Origin of the sequence: Mesorhizobium sp. ES1-6, assembly GCF_020164775.1 — a bacterium.
Classification (GTDB): domain Bacteria; phylum Pseudomonadota; class Alphaproteobacteria; order Rhizobiales; family Rhizobiaceae; genus Mesorhizobium.
On record NZ_JAIUGU010000017.1, the window covers coordinates 23578 to 44398 of the forward strand.

At 64.1% G+C, this 20821-nt stretch carries 10 protein-coding genes; 7 read left to right on the plus strand and 3 right to left on the minus strand.

All coding sequences use genetic code 11. The annotated features are described in order from the left end of the window. The first annotated feature begins 5 nt into the window (after positions 1 to 5). On the plus strand, positions 6 to 1103 hold the full coding sequence (locus tag LB564_RS28985; RefSeq protein ID WP_224542520.1) for an isocitrate/isopropylmalate dehydrogenase family protein: 1098 nt from the start codon (positions 6 to 8) through the stop codon (positions 1101 to 1103). 29 nt (positions 1104 to 1132) lie between these two features. Further along, a complete protein-coding gene (locus tag LB564_RS28990) occupies positions 1133 to 2272 on the plus strand; it encodes an alpha-hydroxy acid oxidase (protein WP_224542521.1) in 1140 nt (379 codons plus the stop codon). A 441-nt stretch (positions 2273 to 2713) separates the two neighbouring features. Here the strand turns inward: LB564_RS28990 and LB564_RS28995 are convergent, their stop codons facing one another. Continuing rightward, positions 2714 to 3574 carry a LysR family transcriptional regulator gene (locus LB564_RS28995; protein ID WP_224542522.1) on the minus strand — a complete coding sequence of 287 codons (861 nt, stop codon included), beginning with the start codon at positions 3572 to 3574 and terminating at the stop codon, positions 2714 to 2716. A gap of 138 nt (positions 3575 to 3712) precedes the next feature. On the opposite strand from LB564_RS28995, the gene LB564_RS29000 reads away from it, so the two are divergent. The 5 genes from LB564_RS29000 (at position 3713) to LB564_RS29020 (ending at position 7905) form a co-directional block, all read left to right on the plus strand. Then, positions 3713 to 4465, plus strand: a complete 753-nt coding sequence (locus LB564_RS29000; RefSeq protein WP_224542523.1) for an alpha/beta fold hydrolase — start codon at positions 3713 to 3715, stop codon at positions 4463 to 4465. Between the two features lie 184 nt (positions 4466 to 4649). Beyond that, a complete protein-coding gene (locus tag LB564_RS29005; protein ID WP_224542524.1) occupies positions 4650 to 5546 on the plus strand; it encodes an NAD(P)-dependent oxidoreductase in 897 nt (298 codons plus the stop codon). Then, on the plus strand, positions 5546 to 6370 hold the full coding sequence (locus tag LB564_RS29010) for an oxidoreductase (RefSeq protein ID WP_224542525.1): 825 nt from the start codon (positions 5546 to 5548) through the stop codon (positions 6368 to 6370). Before LB564_RS29005 ends, LB564_RS29010 begins: the two co-directional genes overlap by 1 nt. Before the next feature lie 52 nt (positions 6371 to 6422). Then, positions 6423 to 7271, plus strand: coding sequence for an alpha/beta fold hydrolase (locus LB564_RS29015; RefSeq protein ID WP_224542526.1), 849 nt, complete (start codon positions 6423 to 6425; stop codon positions 7269 to 7271). Positions 7272 to 7374: 103 nt separating this feature from the next. Beyond that, on the plus strand, positions 7375 to 7905 hold the full coding sequence (locus tag LB564_RS29020) for a VOC family protein (protein WP_224542527.1): 531 nt from the start codon (positions 7375 to 7377) through the stop codon (positions 7903 to 7905). A 781-nt stretch (positions 7906 to 8686) separates the two neighbouring features. Here LB564_RS29020 and LB564_RS29025 read toward each other — a convergent pair. Continuing rightward, positions 8687 to 9250 (minus strand): invasion associated locus B family protein, encoded by a 564-nt coding sequence (locus tag LB564_RS29025; protein WP_224542528.1) that lies wholly within the window; start codon positions 9248 to 9250, stop codon positions 8687 to 8689. Positions 9251 to 9330: 80 nt separating this feature from the next. Next, entirely contained in the window at positions 9331 to 20772 is an 11442-nt protein-coding gene (locus LB564_RS29030; RefSeq protein ID WP_224542529.1) for an autotransporter-associated beta strand repeat-containing protein, read from the minus strand. Positions 20773 to 20821 lie beyond the last annotated feature (49 nt).

A 20821-nucleotide genomic window follows, 5' to 3' on the forward strand; every position in this document is an offset into this window, starting at 1 on the left:
CACCGATGAAGGAAACTTACGAAATCGCGGTGGTGCACGGCGACGGCATCGGCCCGGAAGTCTGCGCCGCCACCATCGAGGTGTTGAAGGCGGCACTCGGGTCGGGCAATCCGTTGCGCTTCACGGAATACCCCGCCGGAGCCGAGCATTTCCTGAAAACCGGCCAGAGTTTTCCCGAGCCGACCTTCAAGGCCTGCCGGTCGGCGGATGCGATCCTGCATGGTGCCGGCGGCCTGCCCGGCGTCGTCCATCCCGACGGCACCGAAGCCGGCCTCGATTTCACCCTGAAACTGCGCTTCGACCTCGACCTCTACGCCAACATCCGCCCGATCAGGCTCTTCGAAGGCGTGCAGAGTCCACTGAGCGGCATGAAGGCCGGCGACATCGACTACGTCATCCTGCGCGAAAACAGCGAAGGGCTCTACGCGGCGCGAGGCTCGGGCGCGCTGCTGCGCGGCGAGGTCGCGGTCGACACGCTGGTGCAGACCCGCGCCGGCATCGAGCGCATCGTGCGCAAGGCTTTCGAGCTGGCGCGCCAGTCGAAAGGCGCGCCGCGCGACGGCGTGCGCCGCGTCACCTGCTGCGACAAGGCCAATGTGCTGCGCAGCTACGCCTTCTTCCGCTCCGTCTTCGACGAAGTGGCGAAGGACCATCCCGATATCGCCACCGAACATGCGCTGGTCGACGCCATGGCCATGCATCTCGTGCTCAAGCCCGGCCATTTCAACGTCATCGTCACAGAGAACATGTTCGGCGACATCCTGTCCGACCTCGCCGCCGCCACCGTCGGCGGCATGGGCATGGCGCCGTCGGCCGAGATCGGCGAGACAAACGGCTTCTTCCAGGCCGCGCATGGCTCCGCGCCCGACATCGCCGGCAAGGGCATCGCCAATCCCTACGGCACGATCCTGTCCGCCGCCTCGATGCTCGACTGGCTCGGCCACAGGCATGACGACGGAAAGCTCAACCGGACCGCCGACCGCATCCGCGCTGTCACCGAAAGCTGCCTTGCCGGCGGCCTGCTCAGCGCCGATCTCAAGGGTTCATCCTCGACCCGCGAGATTACGCAGGCCGTGTGCGATCGCCTCGCCGGCCGGGCATGAGGCGGGCATGCTGACAGGCGAGGTCTGAGATGGGATCGCTCGATCGCATCGTTTCGGTCGAGGATTTTCGCCAACGCGCGCGCCGCCGCCTGCCCAGATCGATCTTCGAGTTCGTCGATGGCGGCGCCGGCCAGGAGCTGACGCTGGCCGCCAACCGCGCGGACTTCGAGCGCATCCGGCTGGTGCCGCGCGTGCTGACCGACGTATCCCGTCCGGACCTGACCACATCGCTATGGTCGCAGACCTTCGCGACGCCGCTGGTGATCAGCCCGATGGGCTCCTGCGCGCTGGTCAGGCCCGGGGCCGACATCGCCATCGCCAGGGCAGCGGCGGCGCGCGGCATCCCCTATACGCTGTCCACCATGTCGACGACCGGCATCGAGAGCATGGCCAGGGCCGTGCAGGGGCCGCTCTGGTTCCAGCTCTACGTGCTCAAGGACTTCAACTTCAACCGCCAGCTCGTGCGACGGGCCGAGGAAGCCGGCTATTCGACGTTGGTCGTGACCGTCGACCTGCAGGCCGGTGGCAAACGCGAAAAGGATTTGCGCAACGGCATATCGATCCCGCTGCGCCCCTCGCCCCGGCATCTCCTCGACGGCCTTTTGCATCCCGGCTGGTCGCTGCGCCTGCTGCGCGGCGGGCTGCCCCGGTTCGAGAATGTGCGCGGCTATCTCGGCGACACCAGCGCCGGACTGACCATCGCCGCGCGTGTCGGCGCCAACCTCCATGCCGGCTTCGACTGGGACGACTTCCGCCGCATCCGCGACTGGTGGAAGGGCCGGCTCGTGGTCAAGGGCGTCCTGCATGCCGGCGATGCCGCAAGCCTCGTGAAGGCCGGCGCCGACGGCATCTGGGTGTCCAACCATGGCGGCCGCCAGCTCGACGGCGCCATATCGAGCATCGATGCGCTGCCTGCAGTAGGCCATGCGCTGGGGTCCGAGGTGCCGATCCTCATCGATTCCGGCATCCGCACGGGCATGGACATCATCAAGGCCGGGGCAAGCGGAGCATCCGCGACGGCGATCGGCCGGGCCGCCCTGTTCGGCGCCGCGGCTGGCGAGGCAGGCGTGGCCAGGGTGCTCGACATCCTGCTGGAGGAAGTCGCCAACGGCCTGAAGCTCAGCGGCGTGCCGGGCTTCGGACGGCTGGGACCCGACCTGATAGCCTGACTGACGATGCCTCTCGCGCGTACTGGGTCAAAGCCAATGGTGGGCCCGGAGGACGTATTATGATCTTTGATTTTATTGACTTTTTCGTGGGCGCAAATCGAGAACTTTCCCGTATCTTTCCGCATGGTTCCGTAGCCTATCTAGCTGGACCCCGTTTCTCGACCATCCTGCCGGTGTCTGGCAGATGGCGCGCATGCCATCCCGGCAGCCGTCAAGTGCCTACCTGATATGGTAACTGACGCTGCTTAGCCCATCGGCGGATGTCCGATTTTGGCCGGATGCAGCCGGTCCGATTCCGGTGGACGGCTGGGGGAGCGGACGCCGCATGCGACGATGATCGAATTCAACGCAACCGGACACTGGGCCGCCGAGGAGCGACCGAGACGACTGCAGCGATCTTGTAGTTTCTCCGGCGACCTCGAGTCATTTCCGGGCCGCACATCATGCGGTCGCGTTCACGAGATGGTCCGATACCGTCGAGATGAACGCGCGAAGACGCTGGAGACGCCGTAGGTCCCGGTGATATCCCATCCATATGTCTCGCGCCGGCGGCGGCGTCGGCAGTTCCAGTCTGCGGACACCCGGGATCTGATTGCCGACTATGCGGGGCAGGACGGCGATCCCGACCCCTTGCCTGCACATGCGCCCCTGGACATTGCGGTTGTTCGACCGCAGGACCGGTCTCGCGTTGGGGAAACTCTCGATGAGCCAGGCGATATCGGGGAACTGCCCGGTCGACGTATCGTGGGTGATCAACCGGAAACCGGTCCCGTCGCCATATCTGGGATCGGGCGACTCCTCGGCGATGTAGACGCCGTATTCGAGCCTGAAGAGCCGCCGCTGAACGACATCGGCAGTGTCGAACGGAACGATACGAAAAGCGACGTCGGCCTCCCGCTGGGCAAGGCTGACCCGGCGCGTGCCGGTCAGGATCTCGACGTCGACATTGGGGTAGGCTTTCGCGAAATCCGCCAGGATGGGAGGCAGGACATAGGCCCCGAACCAGTCCGCGGATGAAATGCGCAGATTGCCTTTGAGATCCTGCTCTTGCCCCGCAAGCCGGCGCTCCATGGCCAGCGCGCCTTCTTCCATCTGCTCCGCCAGCGCGATGATCCCGTGGCCCTCGTCGGTCAGGACAAGACCGTCCGCGGTCCGCTGGAAGAGCGTGTGACCGATCGCCTGCTCTAATGCGCGCAAGCGCCTGCCGACGGTCGGATGGCTTGTCTGAAGAGAACGCGCGGCGCCGCCGAGCGTGCCGGATCGCGCAACAGCAAGAAAGTTTCTGACGTCACTCCATTCCATGCGACCGCCCATACAAAACTGAACGCCGAGAATACATTTATATCAGTTAAAGAACAAATCTAAGCACCTAGATTCCCACCATCGGTCAATCGGACCGTCTCTCGCGTATCACCTCATGTCTTTCGGAAAGATCGGCAAATGTCTCTCAAGTCTCTCTATTTCGGTGCTGCGGCTCTTGCAGTGGTGTTCGGCGCGCCCTCCGCGTTCGCGCAGCCTGCCCAAAATGTGATTTTGGTCCATGGCGCGTTGGTCGATAGCAGCGGCTGGAGGGGCGTTTATGAGCGCCTGGTCACCAAGGGCTTGAAAGTCACGGTCGTTCAGGAACCGAACACTTCGCTGGCAGATGACGTTCAGGCGGTTCACCGCGCTATTGAGCAGCAAGATGGGCCGGTCGTCCTCGTCGGCCACAGCTATGGTGGTCAGATCATCACCGAAGCCGGCGTCGACCCGAAGGTTTCGGCACTTGTCTATGTCGCGGCCATCGTCCCGGATGTTGGCGAGGGCGTAGGCGATGTGTTTGAGAAGTGGCCGAGTCCGACCGCGGACGCGTTCAAGCCGACTTCTGACGGCTTCCTGCTGTTCGATCCCGCGAAGTTCCGGGCGGGATTCGCCGCTGACCTGTCCAAGGCCGAGACGGATTTCATGACCAACTCGCAGGTGCCGGTTTCGGCGAAGATCCTCGGAACCAAGACGCAGCACGCGGCCTGGAAGACCAAGCCGAGCTACGGCATCGTGGCCGGGCTGGACATGGCTGTCGGGGCCGAGGCGGAGCGGTCTATGTATAAGCGGGCAAGTGCGAACGTCACTGAGGTGCCCGGTGCCAGCCATGCGGTTTATATCTCGCATCCGCGCGAAGTCGCCGATGTTATCGCCGAAGCGGCGAGCAAATAAAGCCGATGCTCTGATGTCCAGGCTCAGGGCCGCGGAAATTTCGTGACCCATGCGCCGAAGCCACCCCTGTGGCTTCGGCATCGCGACCGGCCAACTCATCGGCGCGGGTCTCGGTCTGACGATCGCCCGGCGGCCCGGGTCCGACCCTGCGCCCAACTCTCATCTGAACAACAGGAGATAGAACATGAAGATCGGATTTATCGGTCTCGGCAGTATGGGCTCGGCAATGGCCCTGAACCTGGTGAAGGCAGGCCATGATGTTCGGGCCTGGAACCGAAGCAAGGTCGCACAGGATAGCATCTCCGGTGTGACGCTTGTCGAGCTCCCGGCGGATGCATTCCAGGCTGACGCAGTCTTCACGATGCTATCCGACGACTCTGCCATTCGGGAGGTGATCCTCGATGCCGGCCTGCTCGCGAGCGCGCAACCAGGGCTGACCCATGTTGTCACATCGACGATCTCGGTCGCTTTCGCGCGGGAACTGGAGCTGCTGCACGAACAGGCGGGGCTTGGCTATGTATCCGCACCAGTTCTCGGGCGACCGAAGGTAGCGGCGAGTGGCCAACTCAACATTCTGGCGGCCGGGAAGGCCGATGCAGTTGCCGCGATCGAGCCGCTGCTCGCTCCACTCAGCAAAAAGGTTTGGAAGTTGGGGGAGAACCCCGCTCGGGCGAATACGGCGAAACTCGCCTGCAACATGCTGATCGCCATGGCTATCGAGGCGATGGCTGAGGGTGTCGTGCTGACCGAGGGCGTCGGCCTCGACCGTGCGGATTTCTTTGAACTCATCCTGGGAACCCTTTTCTCGGGCCGCGCCTATGAGAGCTACAGCGCGCAGATCACGCAACGATCATTCGAGCCCGGTTTCAAGGCCAAGCTCGCGCTCAAGGACATGCGCCTGGCGACTGAGGCCAGCAACGAGATCGGGCGCACGCTCCCGATGCTTGAAGCCGTCCGCGAGGGGCTCAGCAAAGCCGTCTCGGCGGGCCTCGGCGAGAAGGACTGGTCGATTGTGGCCGATATGACGGTTAGTGGTGGCAACAGCTTGGCGTCGTCTGAAAACAACTCGGAGAAAAAGTAATGAAAACTTGGCTCATCACAGGCTGCTCAAGCGGCTTCGGCCAGCACCTCGCTCTCGCCGCAGCACAGCGCGGCGATCAGGTCATCGCGACGGCCCGCAATGCCAAGACGATCGAGGAAATGGCTGAGCCTTTCGGTAGCCGCATGATCACCTTGCCACTGGACGTGACCGATGCGGCGGCAGCCAAGGCAGCGGTTGCAAAGGCGGTCGAGATATTCGGCGGGTTGGACGTGCTCGTGAACAATGCCGGCTACGGACTGTTCGGCGCGATCGAGGAAGGCACGCCCGAAGAATATCGGCCGATGTTCGAGGTGAACGTCTTTGGTCTGATCGAAACCACCAGAGCAGCGCTGCCCGTCCTGCGACGTTCGGGCGGAACGATCGTCAACATGTCGTCCGGCGCCGGCATCGCGGGCGGCGGCGGCGGAGGTTACTACAACGCCGCCAAGTTCGCCGTGGAAGGGATTTCCGAAGCGCTCGCCGGCGAGCTGGAGCCGTTCGGCATCCGCGTGCTGATCGTCGAGCCTGGGCCGTTTCGCACCGATTTCCTTGGCCGTTCGATTACGATGGCGGCCAACGAGATACCGGAATACGCTGCGACCTCACGCAAGCACTATCGCGAAACGAACGACGGCAATCAGGCGGGCGATCCCGACAAGGCGATCGCGGTGATCCTGCAGGCAGTCGACGCCGATGACGCCCCGCTTCATCTGCCGCTCGGCCCGATCGCGCACGCGATCGCCGAGCGAAAGCTGGCTGCCTTCCGCAGCGATATCGACGCCTGGCGCGACATCACCATCGCCACCGATTTCAACCAGCCCTGAGCGCTGGCCGCGAACTCTGTTTGAAACGTCAACATCTGACCGGAAAATAATCATGATCGCAACTTTGAAGGGGTTTACCCAACAGCTGGTGCCCGTGAATGGCATCAAGATCAACGCCGTCACGGGAGGCTCCGGTCCGCCGATCCTTCTGCTTCACGGCTGGCCGGAAACATGGTGGGAATGGCACCATGTGATGCCACTGCTGGCCGAGCATTTCAGCGTGGTGGCCATCGATCTGCGCGGCGCGGGTTTTTCCGACTGCCCGCTTGACGGCTATGACAAGGCCACGATGGCGCGCGACGCGCACGAGGTCATGGTTGCCCTTGGGCATGAACGCTACGCCGTGTGCGGCCATGACATTGGCGGAATGGTGGCGTTGCCGCAGGCCGCCATCTGTCGGGAGGCTGTTACCCACCTCGCCGTCCTTGATGTTCCGCTTCCCGGCTGGACGCAATGGGAGACGACGACTGCAAGGATCTGGCACTTCAGCTTCCATATGAACCGGGATCTACCGGAGCGCCTGATCCATGGCCGTGAATATGACTATGTTTCGGCCTTCATGGCTGAGCGGTTCTACGATCACAGCACCTTCGATCCGGTGGACATCGAGATCTACGCGAAAGCAATGGCTCTTCCTGGCCGCACGCGCGGCGGCATGGAATGGTATCGTACCCTCGCTGCCGACCATGCGGCCGCGCTCAAGTACAAGAAGCAACCGCTCGAGATACCGGTGTTAGGTATCGGCGGGGACCATCGCTTCGGTGCGCATATGGTCCCGATGCTCAAGGAGTTCGCAAGCAATGTGACGGGCGGCTCGATTGCGCGGTGCAGCCACTATGTCGCTGACGAGCGGCCGGATGAGGTAGCGGCAGCTCTGATCGATTTCCTAACGGCCAATTGAAATTCTGCACCGCCCGTCGCGGGGCGGTCGGGTTACGACATTGCAGGCGAGTTGCGCCCGCACCTATCGCGTTCGATCGATCAAATAAGGAAGGAAAACTGTCATGACCGCACCTGTCATTCGCGGCGTTAATCATATCGGCATCACGGTGCCCGACATCGAAGCAGCAAAATCGTTCCTGGTGGAAGCTTTCGGCGGCCAGGTGATCTACCAGTCCTTCGGACCGCAGGATCCGCCGCGGCAAGGACCCGAGTTCGAGCGGGCCACTGGAGCTTTCCCCGGAACGGTCGTGCGTGCGCAGGCGATGGTCAAAATCGGAACCGGGCCTGACATCGAGCTCTTCGAAATGCACGGCCCCGAACAAGCACAGCCGGTCCGAGCGAGCGACTTCGGCATTACGCACTTCGGTGTCTACACCGACGACATCGACGCATCGGTAGAGCGCTTCGAAAAGGCTGGAGGCACACCCCTCACCGCGCCGCGCGCTATTCCCTATGCAACCGAGAAAGGTCTTGGAAACAAGGTGTGCTACTGCCGCATGCCGTGGGGCACGACGATTGAGTTTATCACCACGCCCGACCGCATGGCCTACCATGAACAGACGGATCTGCGCAGGTGGCAGGACGACGACTGAGCAGGGCGCGAAGAAGAGACCCGCATCAGTTAAGTCGCGGCGATTCTGACGCTGTCGGAAGGGACGAAACGAAACATTCGCTTCTTAGCTGAACGAGTGTCTGCTTCCGGGTACCGCATGAACGTACTTGGGCGACGGAGATCAGGCGCGAAGCAGTCATTCCTCTCACGCCGACATAGATGCGCTATGGGTTAAGTCGCGCATGTCAAGCATCCGATCGGTAGTCCAAAATCACCCAACGCCAACCTCTCAACGGGTCGGAAAAACGTTCTTGGATGCAATCCGCTTCAACTTTGGGTTTTGGGGGTTCGAGTCCATGGCGTGGGCAAAGAAAAAATAAACAAATAAAATCAAATACCTTAAATGAGTGTTTTGGTGGGCCCGGAGGGTGTAAGGCTTCTAAGGAAAATCAATGGTTTAGCGGATGGTTAGCCAACCCATATCCTTCGTATGATCTCGTATGGTCTGGCGAACCTAAAATCCCCAAAGGAGAGTGATCATCGGCCGCGACAAAGCCTGACCGCTCCATACCGAGTTTCAACGAATGTCCGTAGGCGCCAGAGGCGGTCCTCTGACCGGTGCCATGAAACGACTTGTTTGGGGCCGTCAGCGGACCGACAGCTTCTTGCGTTCCAATTAAAGAGAGCCGACAGTCAACCGAGCGGAATCGAAGTCTCTGACCGGCCCATTGCTCACACTACCCTTGCCCTGCGGATGGCCGCTCCTCATTCAGCTTCGGAAAAATGCCAGTTCCGGCTTCCCTTTGAGCGGCACCTACTTCTCACTTCAGCAGCGCGGCTGTCCTGTCGAGAGCGCTGGGGAAGCCTTTCAATGACAAGGCGAGATTGGTTTCCTCGCCGCCGTCCGCGACGACCTTGACCTTGAGGCTGGTTCCGTTGCGCAGAGCCGCCAAGGTATCTCCCTCGAAGCTCAGGTCGACGAGACAGCCTCCGGGGAGGCAGGTGCGGAAGCGGAGCGGCGGCAGCGCGGCGCCGTCGTCGATCTGCAGCTTTACACCCTGGTCCAGCGCGAGGCCGAACGGCAGCACCAGCGTTCCTTGGACAGTCTCGCCGTTGGGACGCAATTCGATGGCCAGCACCCGCTGGCGCGACTGCGCGTCTGTCTGCTCCTGCGAGAGCGCACAGGCTTTGGCCGCGGCGCCGTTCTGCGTCGTAATATTGCAGGACACCGTCCAGCCGCCATGCCCCTCCCTCAGGGATGTCGCTCCACCTGGCAGCCCAGCCTCCTGCGCGAACGCCGAGATGGCAAAGCCCATGACCAGCAGCGCGGTGGCCACCGGCAGAATGCTTCTGCCCCAATTCTTCCGATTCATGTTCTTGTCCATTCTATCAAACACCGGTCCGCGAGCGTGCATCGCCCGGGATCTTTAGCTGGCGATATATCAGCCTACAGCGGGGCTCGCAGCTACCAGCGCACGCTGAAGCCGAGCTTGGCGCCGATCGAGTTGCTGTCGCCGAACTTCTCGAGGCTGGTCTTGGCGGTAGCTTCCCCGAAGACCGCGTATTTGCCGTCGGCGAAGTCGAGCGAGCCGCCAAGGCCGACACCGCCCCACAGCGCCTGGTTCTGGCTGACCAGCTTGACACCCGACACATCCACATCGGTGCCGTCGAGGAAGTCGTAATAGAGGTTGGCGATGCCATAGATGTGTGTGCGGCTGACCTGGCCCGCGGCATCCGTCCACTGGTCCTCGTAGTCGGCCGACAGGCCGAGACGGCCGATCAGGCTGTCGCCGCTGCCGGGCGACACGACGGAGCCGAACTTGTCGGTGAACGTGTCGAAGCGGACATCGGAGTAAGCAAGCTGCGCCTGCGGGGTCAGCGACCACTTGCTGGACAGTGCGATCTTCTGGCCGCTCTCGATGCTGAGCGCATAGCCGAAGCCGTTGTTTCCATCGGCAAGTGTGCCGAGCATGGCCGAGCGGATATCGCTGTCATACCATGTCGCCTGCGCCTGGGTGTCGACATAGAAGCCGGTGTTGCCGTACCAGGTCAGCGTTCCGCCGACGCCGTAGCCGGTGGCTGCGATCGAGCCGTTGCCAAAGATCGAGGATATGTCCGCCGAAGCGGTGCCGTAGTGGGCCGTGATCCCGCCGATCAGCACGCCGGCCTCGTTCTCATGCAGCAGGCCGTCGACGCCGGCATAAAACTTCCAGGTCGTCACGTCGTAGTCTGTGCCTGTCGTCGAGGTCTTCGGATCGAGCTTGGCGTGCGCGGCCTCGATGCGGGCCCAGATGGCCTTGCCGTCGACCGGACCCTGACCGGGAACATCAGCACCTTGCGGCGTCGCGCCCTCGCCCCACGACCGGTTGCCGATGCGCTGCTGCAAGGTGCCGAGTTCGTTGAAGGTCTGCAGCACGCCTTCATAGGCCTCGTAGAGCGGCGCGCTTGGAGCGTAGAGCGGCCCCGGCGGGTTGTCGGGGGTGGTGAGCGCGGAGCGAAGATACCAGTCGCCATCATCGGGCGTGCTCACGCCGTTCTTGTAAAGCCGGTAGGCATAAGCGCCGCCGACCACCGCCTGGTCGCCCTGGAAGACATAGTCGCCGGCGAGCGAGAAGGTGCCAGCCGACGTGCCGCCGACATCGATGATCTTGATGCCTTCGACCGTCTGTGCGCCGCCGCCGCCGAGATTGGCGACTTTGAGCGTGGTTGTGCCAGCGGTGTTGCCGGTGACCACCAACCGGTCGGTGGCGGAGGTATCGTCGCCGAGCACGGTCTCGATCTCCAGCGTGCCGCCATTGCCGGTGTAGTTGCCGGCGATGGTGAGCGTGCCCGGCACGCCCGGATTGCCGGCAGCGATGGTGCCGCCCGCGGCATTGGTGGTGTTGCAGACCATGCCGGTGCCCTCGAGGCGCCCGCCTGAAAGCACGTTGACGTCGCCGCACAGGCTGCCCGAGACATTGACGGTGCCGGCGCCGATCGCCGTGGTGCCGGTGAAGCCGGAAGAGTCTGCCGTCAGCGCCAGCGTGCCGCCGCCGCTCTTGGTCAATGCGCCGGCGCCGGAGATGATCCCATTGAGCGTCAGCGTGGTGCCGGCATCGGTCGCAAGCGTGCCCTGGCCGAGGACACTGACGGCGCGGCTGCTGGCAAAGCTCGCGGTGGTGTTGAGCGTGCCGCCGTTGAAGGACAGCCCGCCCGCCGCATCGCCAAGATTGGCGTCGGACGAGACCCGCAGCGTGCCGCCATTGATCGCCGTGCCGCCGGTGTAGCTGTTGGTGCCGGTCAGCACCAGCGTTCCGGCGTCTGTCTTGACGAGCTCAGCGTCGCCGGTGAGCGCCGAAGCGATCGTGGCCGTGTAGCTGGCGCCTGCACTGGTGCCGTCGCCAACCCGGATCGTCGACTGCGGCCCGATGAGGCCGATGTCGCCGCCCTGGACAACGTAGCCGTCGGTGGCGAACTGCATGCCGGCGGCCGTCACCTGGCCGAGCCCGTTGTCCACCGTCACCGTACCGGCGGTGCCTGCGAAGATGGCCAAGGCGCCGTCCGAATAAGCGGCGTTGATCAGGCCCGTCTGTTCGGTCCAATTGTCGTTGCCCGAGGAACTCTGCCAGGTGCCGTTGCCGCCATTGATGGTGCCGTCGAACTTCGGACCGGCGTCACCATCCCAATAGTTCAGGTTGAGCCCAGCCGTGTTGACGAGATTGACCTGGTGATCGACCGAGGTCTGGACGAAATAATTCGACGACGGGATGGAGCCGATCGCAAGCCCGTTGTTTGTCAATGTGCCGCTGTAATCGAAGACGCGGTAGATGCCGGGGCCAAAGCTGCCGTCGGCCGACACGGAAACGTTGAGCGTGCCGTCGAGCACGAGATTGCCGCCGACCGTCGTCAGATCGTTGAGAACTCCACCCGCGACGTTTGCCTCGCCGAAGCTGTAGTTCAGGATCGAGCCGCCCGAGAGCGACAGGTCGCCGGCGATCGCCAGCGTGCCCGGCGTGCCGTCGGCGGAGCCCGGCGATAGCGTGGCGCCGTCGGCGATCACGACATTGCCGCCGATCGTGCCCTTGCCGCCGAGCGTCGCGCCGAGCTGCACCGAGGTCAGCCCGGTTGCAGCACTCTGGTCGCCGTCGACATAGAGGCCACCAGCCGCAACCGAGGTTGCACCGGCATAGGTATTGGTGCCGGTCAGCGTCAGCGCCGCGCTGCCCGTCTTGGTGAAGCCACCCGCGCCGGCGATCAGGCCCGACAGCGTGAGGTCGGCATCGGTCTGGAACGTGCCGTTGCCCGCATTGAGCGTGACGTCGCGTGCCGAGCTGAACGCGCCCGTGTTTTGCAGCGTGGCGCCATTGTCGAAAGACAACGCGCCTGCGGCATCGCCGAGGTTAGCATCGGCCGAGACCTGCAGCGTGCCGCCATCGATTGCCGTGCCGCCGGTGTAGGTGTTGGTGCCGGCGAGCACGAGCGTGCCGAGATCGGTCTTGACGAGCTGCGAGCTGCCCTGAAGCACCGAGGCGATAGTCGCCGTGTAGTCGGCTCCAGGGAGGGTTCCGTCGCCGACCCGGATCGTCGATTGCGGTCCGAGCAGTTCGATGTTCTGTCCCTGGACCAGGTATCCATTGGTGGCGAACTGCATGCCGGCGGCCTGGACCTGGCCGTTGGTGTTGTCGACGCTGACCGTACCGGCAGTGCCGGCGAAGATGGCAAAGCTGCCATTCGAGAAGGCGGCGTTTATGTCGCCGGCCGGCCCGGTCCAGTTGTCGTCGCCGGCTGCCCGCCAGGTGCCGTTGCCACCATTGACGGCGTTGTTGCTCTTCGGGCCGGCGTCGCCATCCCAGAAGTTGAGCGTCATGGCGCTGATGTCGACGAGGTTGACCTGCCCGGCTATCGAGGTCTGGACGATGTGAGTGGGCGAGTTGCTGTCCAGCCCATTGTCGGTCAGCGCGCCGTCATAGCTGATGACGCGATAGATGCCGGGGCCAAAATTGCCGCCGGGGGACTGGGTGACATTGATGGCTCCGTCGAGCAACAGATTGCCATGCACGACGGTGAGGTCGTTATAGGCGCCGCCGACTACGCCGGCCTGCCCGAAGGAGTAATCAAGGTTGGAGCCACCAGCCAGTTGAAGACTGCCGTTGATGGTCAGCGTCCCGGGTGTCGCGCCGAGGCCGCCGGGGGCCAGCGTAGTGTCTGGCGCCAGGGCGACGTCGCCGCCTATTATACCATTGCCGCCCAGCGTGCCGGCGTTGACGGACGTCAGGCCGGTTGCGGCGCTCTGGTCGCCGTTGATGTAGAGGGCGCCGCTCATAACCGTTGTCGAGCCGGTATAGCTGTTATCGGCCGCAAGCACCGTCGTGCCCGTCCCAGCCTGTGTGATCTGGCCGCTGCCGGAGATCAGGCCATCAAAGCTATAGATGTCGGAGCGATCGAAGCCGAGATTGCCGTTGTCGACAACATCGCCCAGGATCGAGCCCGTAGTGCCCCCGGAGCCAAGCTGCAGAACCCCGCTCGCGATGGTGGTCCCGCCGGTATAGGTGTTGTCGCCGCTAAGGGCCAGAAATCCGGGGCCGCCCGCGGTGAGTGCGCCGGTCCCCTCGATCGTGCCGGCTAGGTCCACAAAATTATCGACGTTGATGGCACCGCCGCCGGCGTTGAGCGTTGCGTCTCGTGCAGAATTGAAGCCAAACCCGGAGACATGCAGCGTGCCGCCGTCGAACGTGACCTTGCCGGCTCCATTGCCGAGATTGGCATCGCTGCTGACCTCGATCGTCCCGCCGCTGATGACGGTGCCGCCCTGATAGGTGTTGGCACCGGCAAGAATGAGCGTGCCGCTGCCCTCCTTGGTCAGCGCCCCTGCCCCTGCAGCGATGCCGTTCAGCCCCAGGGTGGTCGCAGCGTCCGTATAGAAAGTGCCGCCGCCCGCATTGAGCGCAACGGCGCGCGCCGAACTGATGATGGCCGTCGTGTGCAGCGTGCCGCCGTCCAAGCTGAGCGCCCCGCCACCAGCACCGAGATTGGTGTCCGAGGAAATCTGGACCGTGCCGCCGTTGATGGCCGTGCCGCCGCTGTAGCTGTTGGTCCCCGACAGCAACAGCGTGCCGGCATCGGTCTTCACCAGCTGGCTGCTGCCCGTCAGGTTGGACGCAATCGTCGCGACATAGGTTGCACCGGCCAGTGTGCCGTCGCCGACGCGGATGATCGACTGCGGGCCGACCAGCCCGATATCCTGGCCCTGAACCAGATAGCCGTCGGTGGCGAACTGCATGCCGGCGGCCTGCACCGCGCCGTTCGAGCTGTCGACCGTCACGGTGCCCGCGGCACCCTGGAAGATGGCGAAGCTCGCATTGGCGAAGGGGGCCGCGAAGAGGCCGGTTACGTCCGTCCAGTTCTGGTCGCCGGCGGCGCGCCAGGTGCCGTTGCCGCCATTCACAACGCCGTTAGAATGCGGGCCGGCATTGCCGTCCCAGTAGCTCAGCGTCAGGCCCGCCGAATTGACTAGGTTGACCTGGTTGGCAACCGAGGTCTGCACGAAATAGTTCGGGTCGGTGACGTTGAGTCCATTGTCGGTCAGCGCGCCGTTGTAGTTCATGACGCGGTAGACGCCGGGGCCAAAGGTGCCGGTCGCCGTCTGCGTGACGTTGAGCGTGCCGTCGAGCGTCAGGTTGCCGCCGACATTGATGAGGTCGTTGAGTGCTCCGCCAGGCACACCCGCCTGGCCGAAATTGACGTTGATCGCCGAAGTGGCGCCGAGAGCAAGATTGCCCTTGATGGTGAGCGTCCCCGGCACGTTGCCAGCGCCGCCTGGGCTCAGGGTGCCGCCGTTCGCCACGGTAACGTTGCCGCCGATGGTGCCGATACCGCCGAGTGTCGTGCCGTTCCCGACGGTGGTCTGTCCGGTCGCCGCCGACTGGTCGCCATCGATGAGCAAAGTGCCGCCAAGGATGCTGGTGGGTCCGGCGTAGCTGTTGGCGCCGGTGAGCGTCATGACGCCCGTGCCCAGCTTCATCAGTCGGCCGGCACCAGAGATTGTCGCGCCGAATGTGTAGTCGCTGTTCAGGTTGAACGCTAGCGCGCCGTTATCCACCACCGTCGGGGTCGTCAGGGAGCCATCGATAACTCCGTTGCCGACCTCCAGCGTGCCCGAGCTGATCGTCACGCCGGCGCTGTAGCTGTGATTGCCGGTCAGGAATAATGTGTTGGTGCCCTGTTTGTTGAGGCTCTCGAAGCCAGTGACGTTCGCCCCATCCAATGTACGGGGCAGATTGTTGACCACCTGTAGCGTATCGCCGGCCCCTGTCTCACCGCTGGTGCCGGCGTTGACCATTCCGGTGAGAACGCCGCCATCATTGAGCGTCAGCGTGTCGTTGCCGGCGCCGAGATTGAGCGCACCGGCGCCTGTGTTCAACGTCCCGGTCAGATTGAGGATGTCGCTGCCGCCGCCGAGATCGCCATTGGCCAGAAGCGTTCCGCCGCTGTTGACGTTGATCGTGCTCGCCCCGGAATCACCGGTGATCGCCGCCTGCGTGGCGCCGCTCTTCTGCACAGTGCCGCTGACGGTCAATGTCGAGCCGGCGTTCATCGCAATGGCCGGCGTCGTCAGCGTCTTGCCAGCGTCGACCTGCAGCGTGCCGGCGTTCACGGCCGTCGCCCCGCTCGTGAGATTGCTGGCAAGCTCTAGCATACCGGCATCGATCCGGGTCGTGCCGCCGATGGTGCTGTCGATCGCCGAGGTGAGCCTTGTCGTGCCGGTGCCGATCTGGGCAATGTTGCCCGCGCCGCTCAGATTGCCCGCAAAAGCGAACGTGTCGCTGCGGTTGAACGACAATGTCGAGGTCGCGTTGGCGATAATGACATTGCCGGCGCCGGCATTGCCCGACGTGCCGCCATTGCCGATTATCAGGTTGCCGTCGTTGATGACGGTGTTGCCGCTGTAGCTATTGTTGCCCGTCAGCACCCAGGTGCCGGCATCGTTTTTGGCGAGCGTGGTCGCCCCGCCGGATCCATCGATGATGGTCCCGCCCATCGTGTTGAGGCCGGTGTTGGTACCGCCGAGAACGAACGTGCGGGGGCCAGTCCCCGTGTAAGCCGCCGCACCGGTATTGCTGAAGACGATCGCGCCGGTGCCGGACGACTCGATGAAGCTGACGCCAGTCTGCAGCGTGAACAAGCGGTCGGTCGTGTCACCGCTGCCGGTATACCGCAGCGTGGAGCCGCTGCCGATCACCAGATTGGACGCATCCTTGGCGGAGGCGCCGATGGAACTCGCCTGATTGCCGTTGGATAGCTTGTCGACGGCAAGCACGCCGCCGCCGATCGTCGTGGCACCAGTATAGGTGCTCGCCGCGTTCTTCAGCACCCAGGTGCCATTGCCCATTTTGCTGAGCGAGGTCGCGCCGCTCGATGGGTTGTCGATGCGGGCCGAAAGTGAATTGTTGGCCGTGCTGGCGCCGGTCAGCGTTAAAGTGCGGTTGCCGGCGCCGGTCAGCACCGCTGCAGCGATGCTAGTGAAGTTGATTGCGCCACTGCCCGAAGCGTCGAGGGCGCCGCCGCTCGCTCCAAGCGTGAACTGCCGGTTCGTGCTGCCTCCGGTTCCAGTATATTGCAGCGTGCCGCCATTGAGGACGAGCTTGTCCGGCGTGGCGGCGGAAGATCCGATCGAACTGTTGCTGCCGCCGTTTGCAAGATTCGTCACGGCGAGAATGCCGCCATTGATGACCGTGGAGCCGGTATAGCTGCTGACATCTGACAGGGTTTGCGTGCCGGCGCCGCTCTTCACCAGCCCGCCAGTGCCGCTGATGGCACCACTGAAATTCTGACCCGCCCCGTCGCTGAGGGTCAGCGTTGCCGAGCCGAGCGTGACAATGCCGCCCCCCGCAAGGCCGGCGATCGTGTTGCTGAGATCGGCAAAGTCGAGCGTGGCGCCGGTGTTGACGGTCATTGAGCCGGTGCCGAAGGCGCTCGCCGATCCGGCGCGCAATATGCCAGCCGAGACGGTCGTGCCAAGCCCATATGTGTTGATCCCGGACAGTACGAGCGTGCCGGAACCTAACTTTGTGACGCTTCCTGCTCCGGTGGCCGGGCCGCTGAAGGTCAGTGTTGTCGCGGCGTTCTGCACTCCGATGTTGCCGCCGACAAATCCCGGCATCGAGAAGCCGCGATCGGTGGTGACGGTGCCACCCGTGTAGTTCAGCGTCCCGTTGACGAGGACAAGGTTGGTCGAGTCTTTGCTGGAGGACCCGACATCACTCGGCGCTCCGCCATTGGCGAGACAGCCGACGTTAAGTGTGCTGCCGCTATTGACCCTGGTCGGCCCGGCATAGCTGTTGCCGCAACCGCTGAAGGTCTGGTTCCCCGTGCTGCCGGCGCCGATGGTGACGCCGCCGGCACCGCCCATGGTCCCCGAATAGCTCCCGGTGCCGGTGATCGACAGCGTCGCGCTACCCAGCAGCACACTGCCTGCGCCGTTGAGCCCGCTCACTGTATTGTTGTTGCCAGCGAGGTCCAGGGTCGCGCCCGTGTTCACCGTCATCGAGCCGGTACCGAAGGCGCTGGTCGACCCGGCGCGCAGCGTGCCGGCGCCCACCATGGTGCCCCCGGAATAATTGTTCGTGCCGGACAACACCAAGGTGCCGGCGCCGCTCTTGGTCAGGCCGCCCAAGCCCGTTGCCGTGCCGCTCATCGTCAGGGTGGTGCCGCCGACCACGCCGATTCCGCCGCCCCCGGTGCCCAGCGTAAAGCCGCGATTGCTGCTGGCGTTGGCGCCGACATAGCCGAGAGTGCCGCCGTTCTGCAGCACCAGGTTCGACGAGGCGCTCGAGGCGGCGCCGATGCCGCTGTTGCTAGCGCCGTTGGTGAGCGTGCTGACGGCGAGCGTGCCCTGGCTGACGGTGGTGATGCCTGTATAGTTGTTGCCGGCGTTGGACAGCGTCAGCGTGCCCGCGCCGGTCTTGGTGAGACCCGCATTGTCCGGACTTGTGACCAGTCCGGACAATTGCAGGTTCGTGGTCACTTGGCTGACGTCGATCGTGCCTGCGGTCACGGCGCCGCTGGTCACAAGGGTGAAACCGCGGTCACTCGATGTGTTGGCGCCAGTATATTGCAGCGTGGCGCCCTGGATCACGAGATTGGTGGAGGCATTGCTGGAGGCGCCGATGGCGCTTTGCGTCCCGCCGTTCGCGATCGTGTTGACTGAGAGCGTGCCGGCGCTAATGGTGGTAACCCCGGTATAGCTATTGGTGCCGGAGAGGGTGACGAGTCCGGCGCCGGCCTTGGTGAAGCCGATCGTGGCGCCGTTGTCGACGACGGCCGAGCCGATCACGAAATTGCCCGTGCTGTTCTGCAACACGCTCAGCGTGCCGCCGCCGACGGGTCCGGTCAGCCGACCGCCGGTGATGGTGTCGGTTTTGTTGCCCACCGAGGCGGACACGATGACGGTGCCGTCGATGCCCAGCGTGTTACCGGAACCAATCGTCACGGTAGAAGCCGCCGCCGCGGTGTATTTGATGCCGCCGAGTTGCACGTTGCCAGTAACGGTTCCGACATAAGGCGTATTCGGTCCGGGGGCTTCATCGCTGACCACATCGCCGGTTACCCAGGTGCTGGCATCGTCCTTGTTCGCATAGGTGGTGCGAGCGATGATGTTGCCGGATGCGTCAACCTGCGCGTAGTCGGTCGTTGTGCCGCTGGTGACCGTGGCCCAGCCACCCAGCACCGTGCTCGGCGTAGTCGTCATCGCGCCGGTGGTGGGCAGAACGAAATTGACGATGCCGCCGGTTCGATTGATCGCGCCGAGATTGAGGGTGACGTTCCCCGATCCAGCGATGGTGTTGCCGCCGGCGGTGATGTTGCTGGCCGCGAAGCTTTGCGTCTGGCCTGCCGAGCCGGCCACCGTCAGCGTGCCGCCGGACATGTTCAGTGTGGAGGCACTGGAAATGATGTTGCTCGCCGGCGCGCCGGCCGCGTTGAAATTCAGCGCCAAAGCGCCGCCACCGATGCTGGTGGCGCCGGTATAAGAGCTGGCTCCGGTCAACGTCAACGTGCCCGCACCAAGCTTGGTCAGGCTGCCGCCGGCGCCGGTTATGCCTCCGGCGAAAGTCGTGTTGGCGGCTTGATTGACGCTCAGATTGCCACTCCCCAGCGCGACGGTTCCGCCGGTCCCGGAGAAGCCTGTGCTTGACAGGTTGAAGTTGTTGAGGTTGAGCGTGCCGCTGTTGACGGTCACTGTCGTGGTCGTGCCGAAAGCAGAGGAGTTGCCCGCGTGCAGGGTGCCGCCGTTCACCGTGATGCTGCCAGCGCGGGTATTGGCGCCGGCGAGCACCCATGTCCCGGAGCCGCTGCTGGCCAGGTTGCCGGTGCCGGAGATCACGCCCGAGAAGGTATTGGTGCCGCCATAGCTGCCGCCGAGCGTCAAGGTGTCGGTGCCACCCGCCACGAAGCTTGCTGCGCCGCTGAGCGAAAGCCCGCCTGCGCCGTCGTTGCTGATCATCGTGGCGCCGTCGGACGTCCAGGTGCGATTGCTTGAGGCGCCGCCGCCCGTATAGCTCAGAACGCCGCCGTTGGTGAGACCCACGCTCGTGCCGGCGCCCAACGAACTGTTCGTCCCGGCGTCTGCGAGCGTGCCTGCCTTGACGCTGACAGTACCGATCGTAACCGGTGCGTTGAAACTGTTGTTGTCGCCGAGCGTGATGGTGCGGGCACTGCCACCGCCTGCGAAAGAGACCCTGAGGAGATTGCCGCTGGGCAGTCCGATCTGCCCCAGGAGCGCCAAATCGGCGGAATCAGCGGAGAAGACAACGGCTGTGCCGGCGGTGCCGCTGAGCGCGATGTCTCCCCGCAGCGTCAGGGCTCCACTGCCGCTGTTCGAGAACACCAGGTGGCCGCCGGCCGATAAACTCCAGTCGCGGTTGGAGTCGCTTCCAGTCCCGGTGTACGAGAACGTGCCGGTGGCGCCAAATACGCGCTGGACTGAAATGGTTCCCAGCGTGGGGTCGCTGGCAGCTCCTAGCGCGCTCGCTGAACCGAGATTGCCGACCGAGCTGAAGGTGATGACTTCGGCGCCCACCTGGACGACCGTCTGGCCGGTATAGTCGTTGGCGTTGTTGGCCAGGGATGTCCGGTAAGCCGTCAGGCCGCCGGCGCCGGTGAAGCGGGTCGCGGCGGCGCCGCCCCCGGTGACGGTGGTTTGCCCTCCGCCGCCCAATGAGACCATGTGGTTGGCGCCGAGGGCACTGTTGAGTGTCAAGCTTGCGCCGATGGTGGTGACGACGCGATTGCCGGCCGCGCCAAGCGCGGCATCGGCGTCTACTGTTAGGGTTGCACCGTTGGCGACATTAACGTCACCAACGAAGCTGCTCGCGCCGTTGAGCGCCAAGGTGCCGGCGTTAACATTCACGCCCCCCGTGAAGGTGTTGGCGCCGCCAAGCGTGAGGGTGCCGCTTCCCACCTTTGTCAGTCCGGCATTGCCGTCGATTGCGGAACTGATGGTGGCGGTTCCAGCGCCCGTATCGATGGTGGGTGTGGAGCCGCCGAGCGTCAGAGTGCCGCCGCTCAGAGTATAACCGCTGACGCCGAAGGTCAGATTATGGACCGTGACCGGCGCGCCGAGGTTGACTGTGCCGACCGTCCCGGCGAAGAACGCATCGTCCAGCGCGCCGTTGCTCCAGATGACCATCGGGCCAGCTTCGGTCTGGTTGTTCCACAACGCGGACGTCGTGTTCCAGATGCCGGAGCCGCCGAGGCCCGGACTCGTGCTGTTGGCGTCCCAATAGCGATCGGTGGCGCCCGCCGGGGTGGCTGCAATGCCGACCAGGAGCGACGCGGCCAAAATCGGGCCGATGAAGGATTTTTCGATGACCGAAACGAGATGCGCCAGATTCGGCGCGAAGCTCGCGGCCTCGCCCTTCCATTTGGTCATGCGGCCGCCGCGCATGAGAGGCGAAGAGGCGGCCGCCGGACGGCCACCC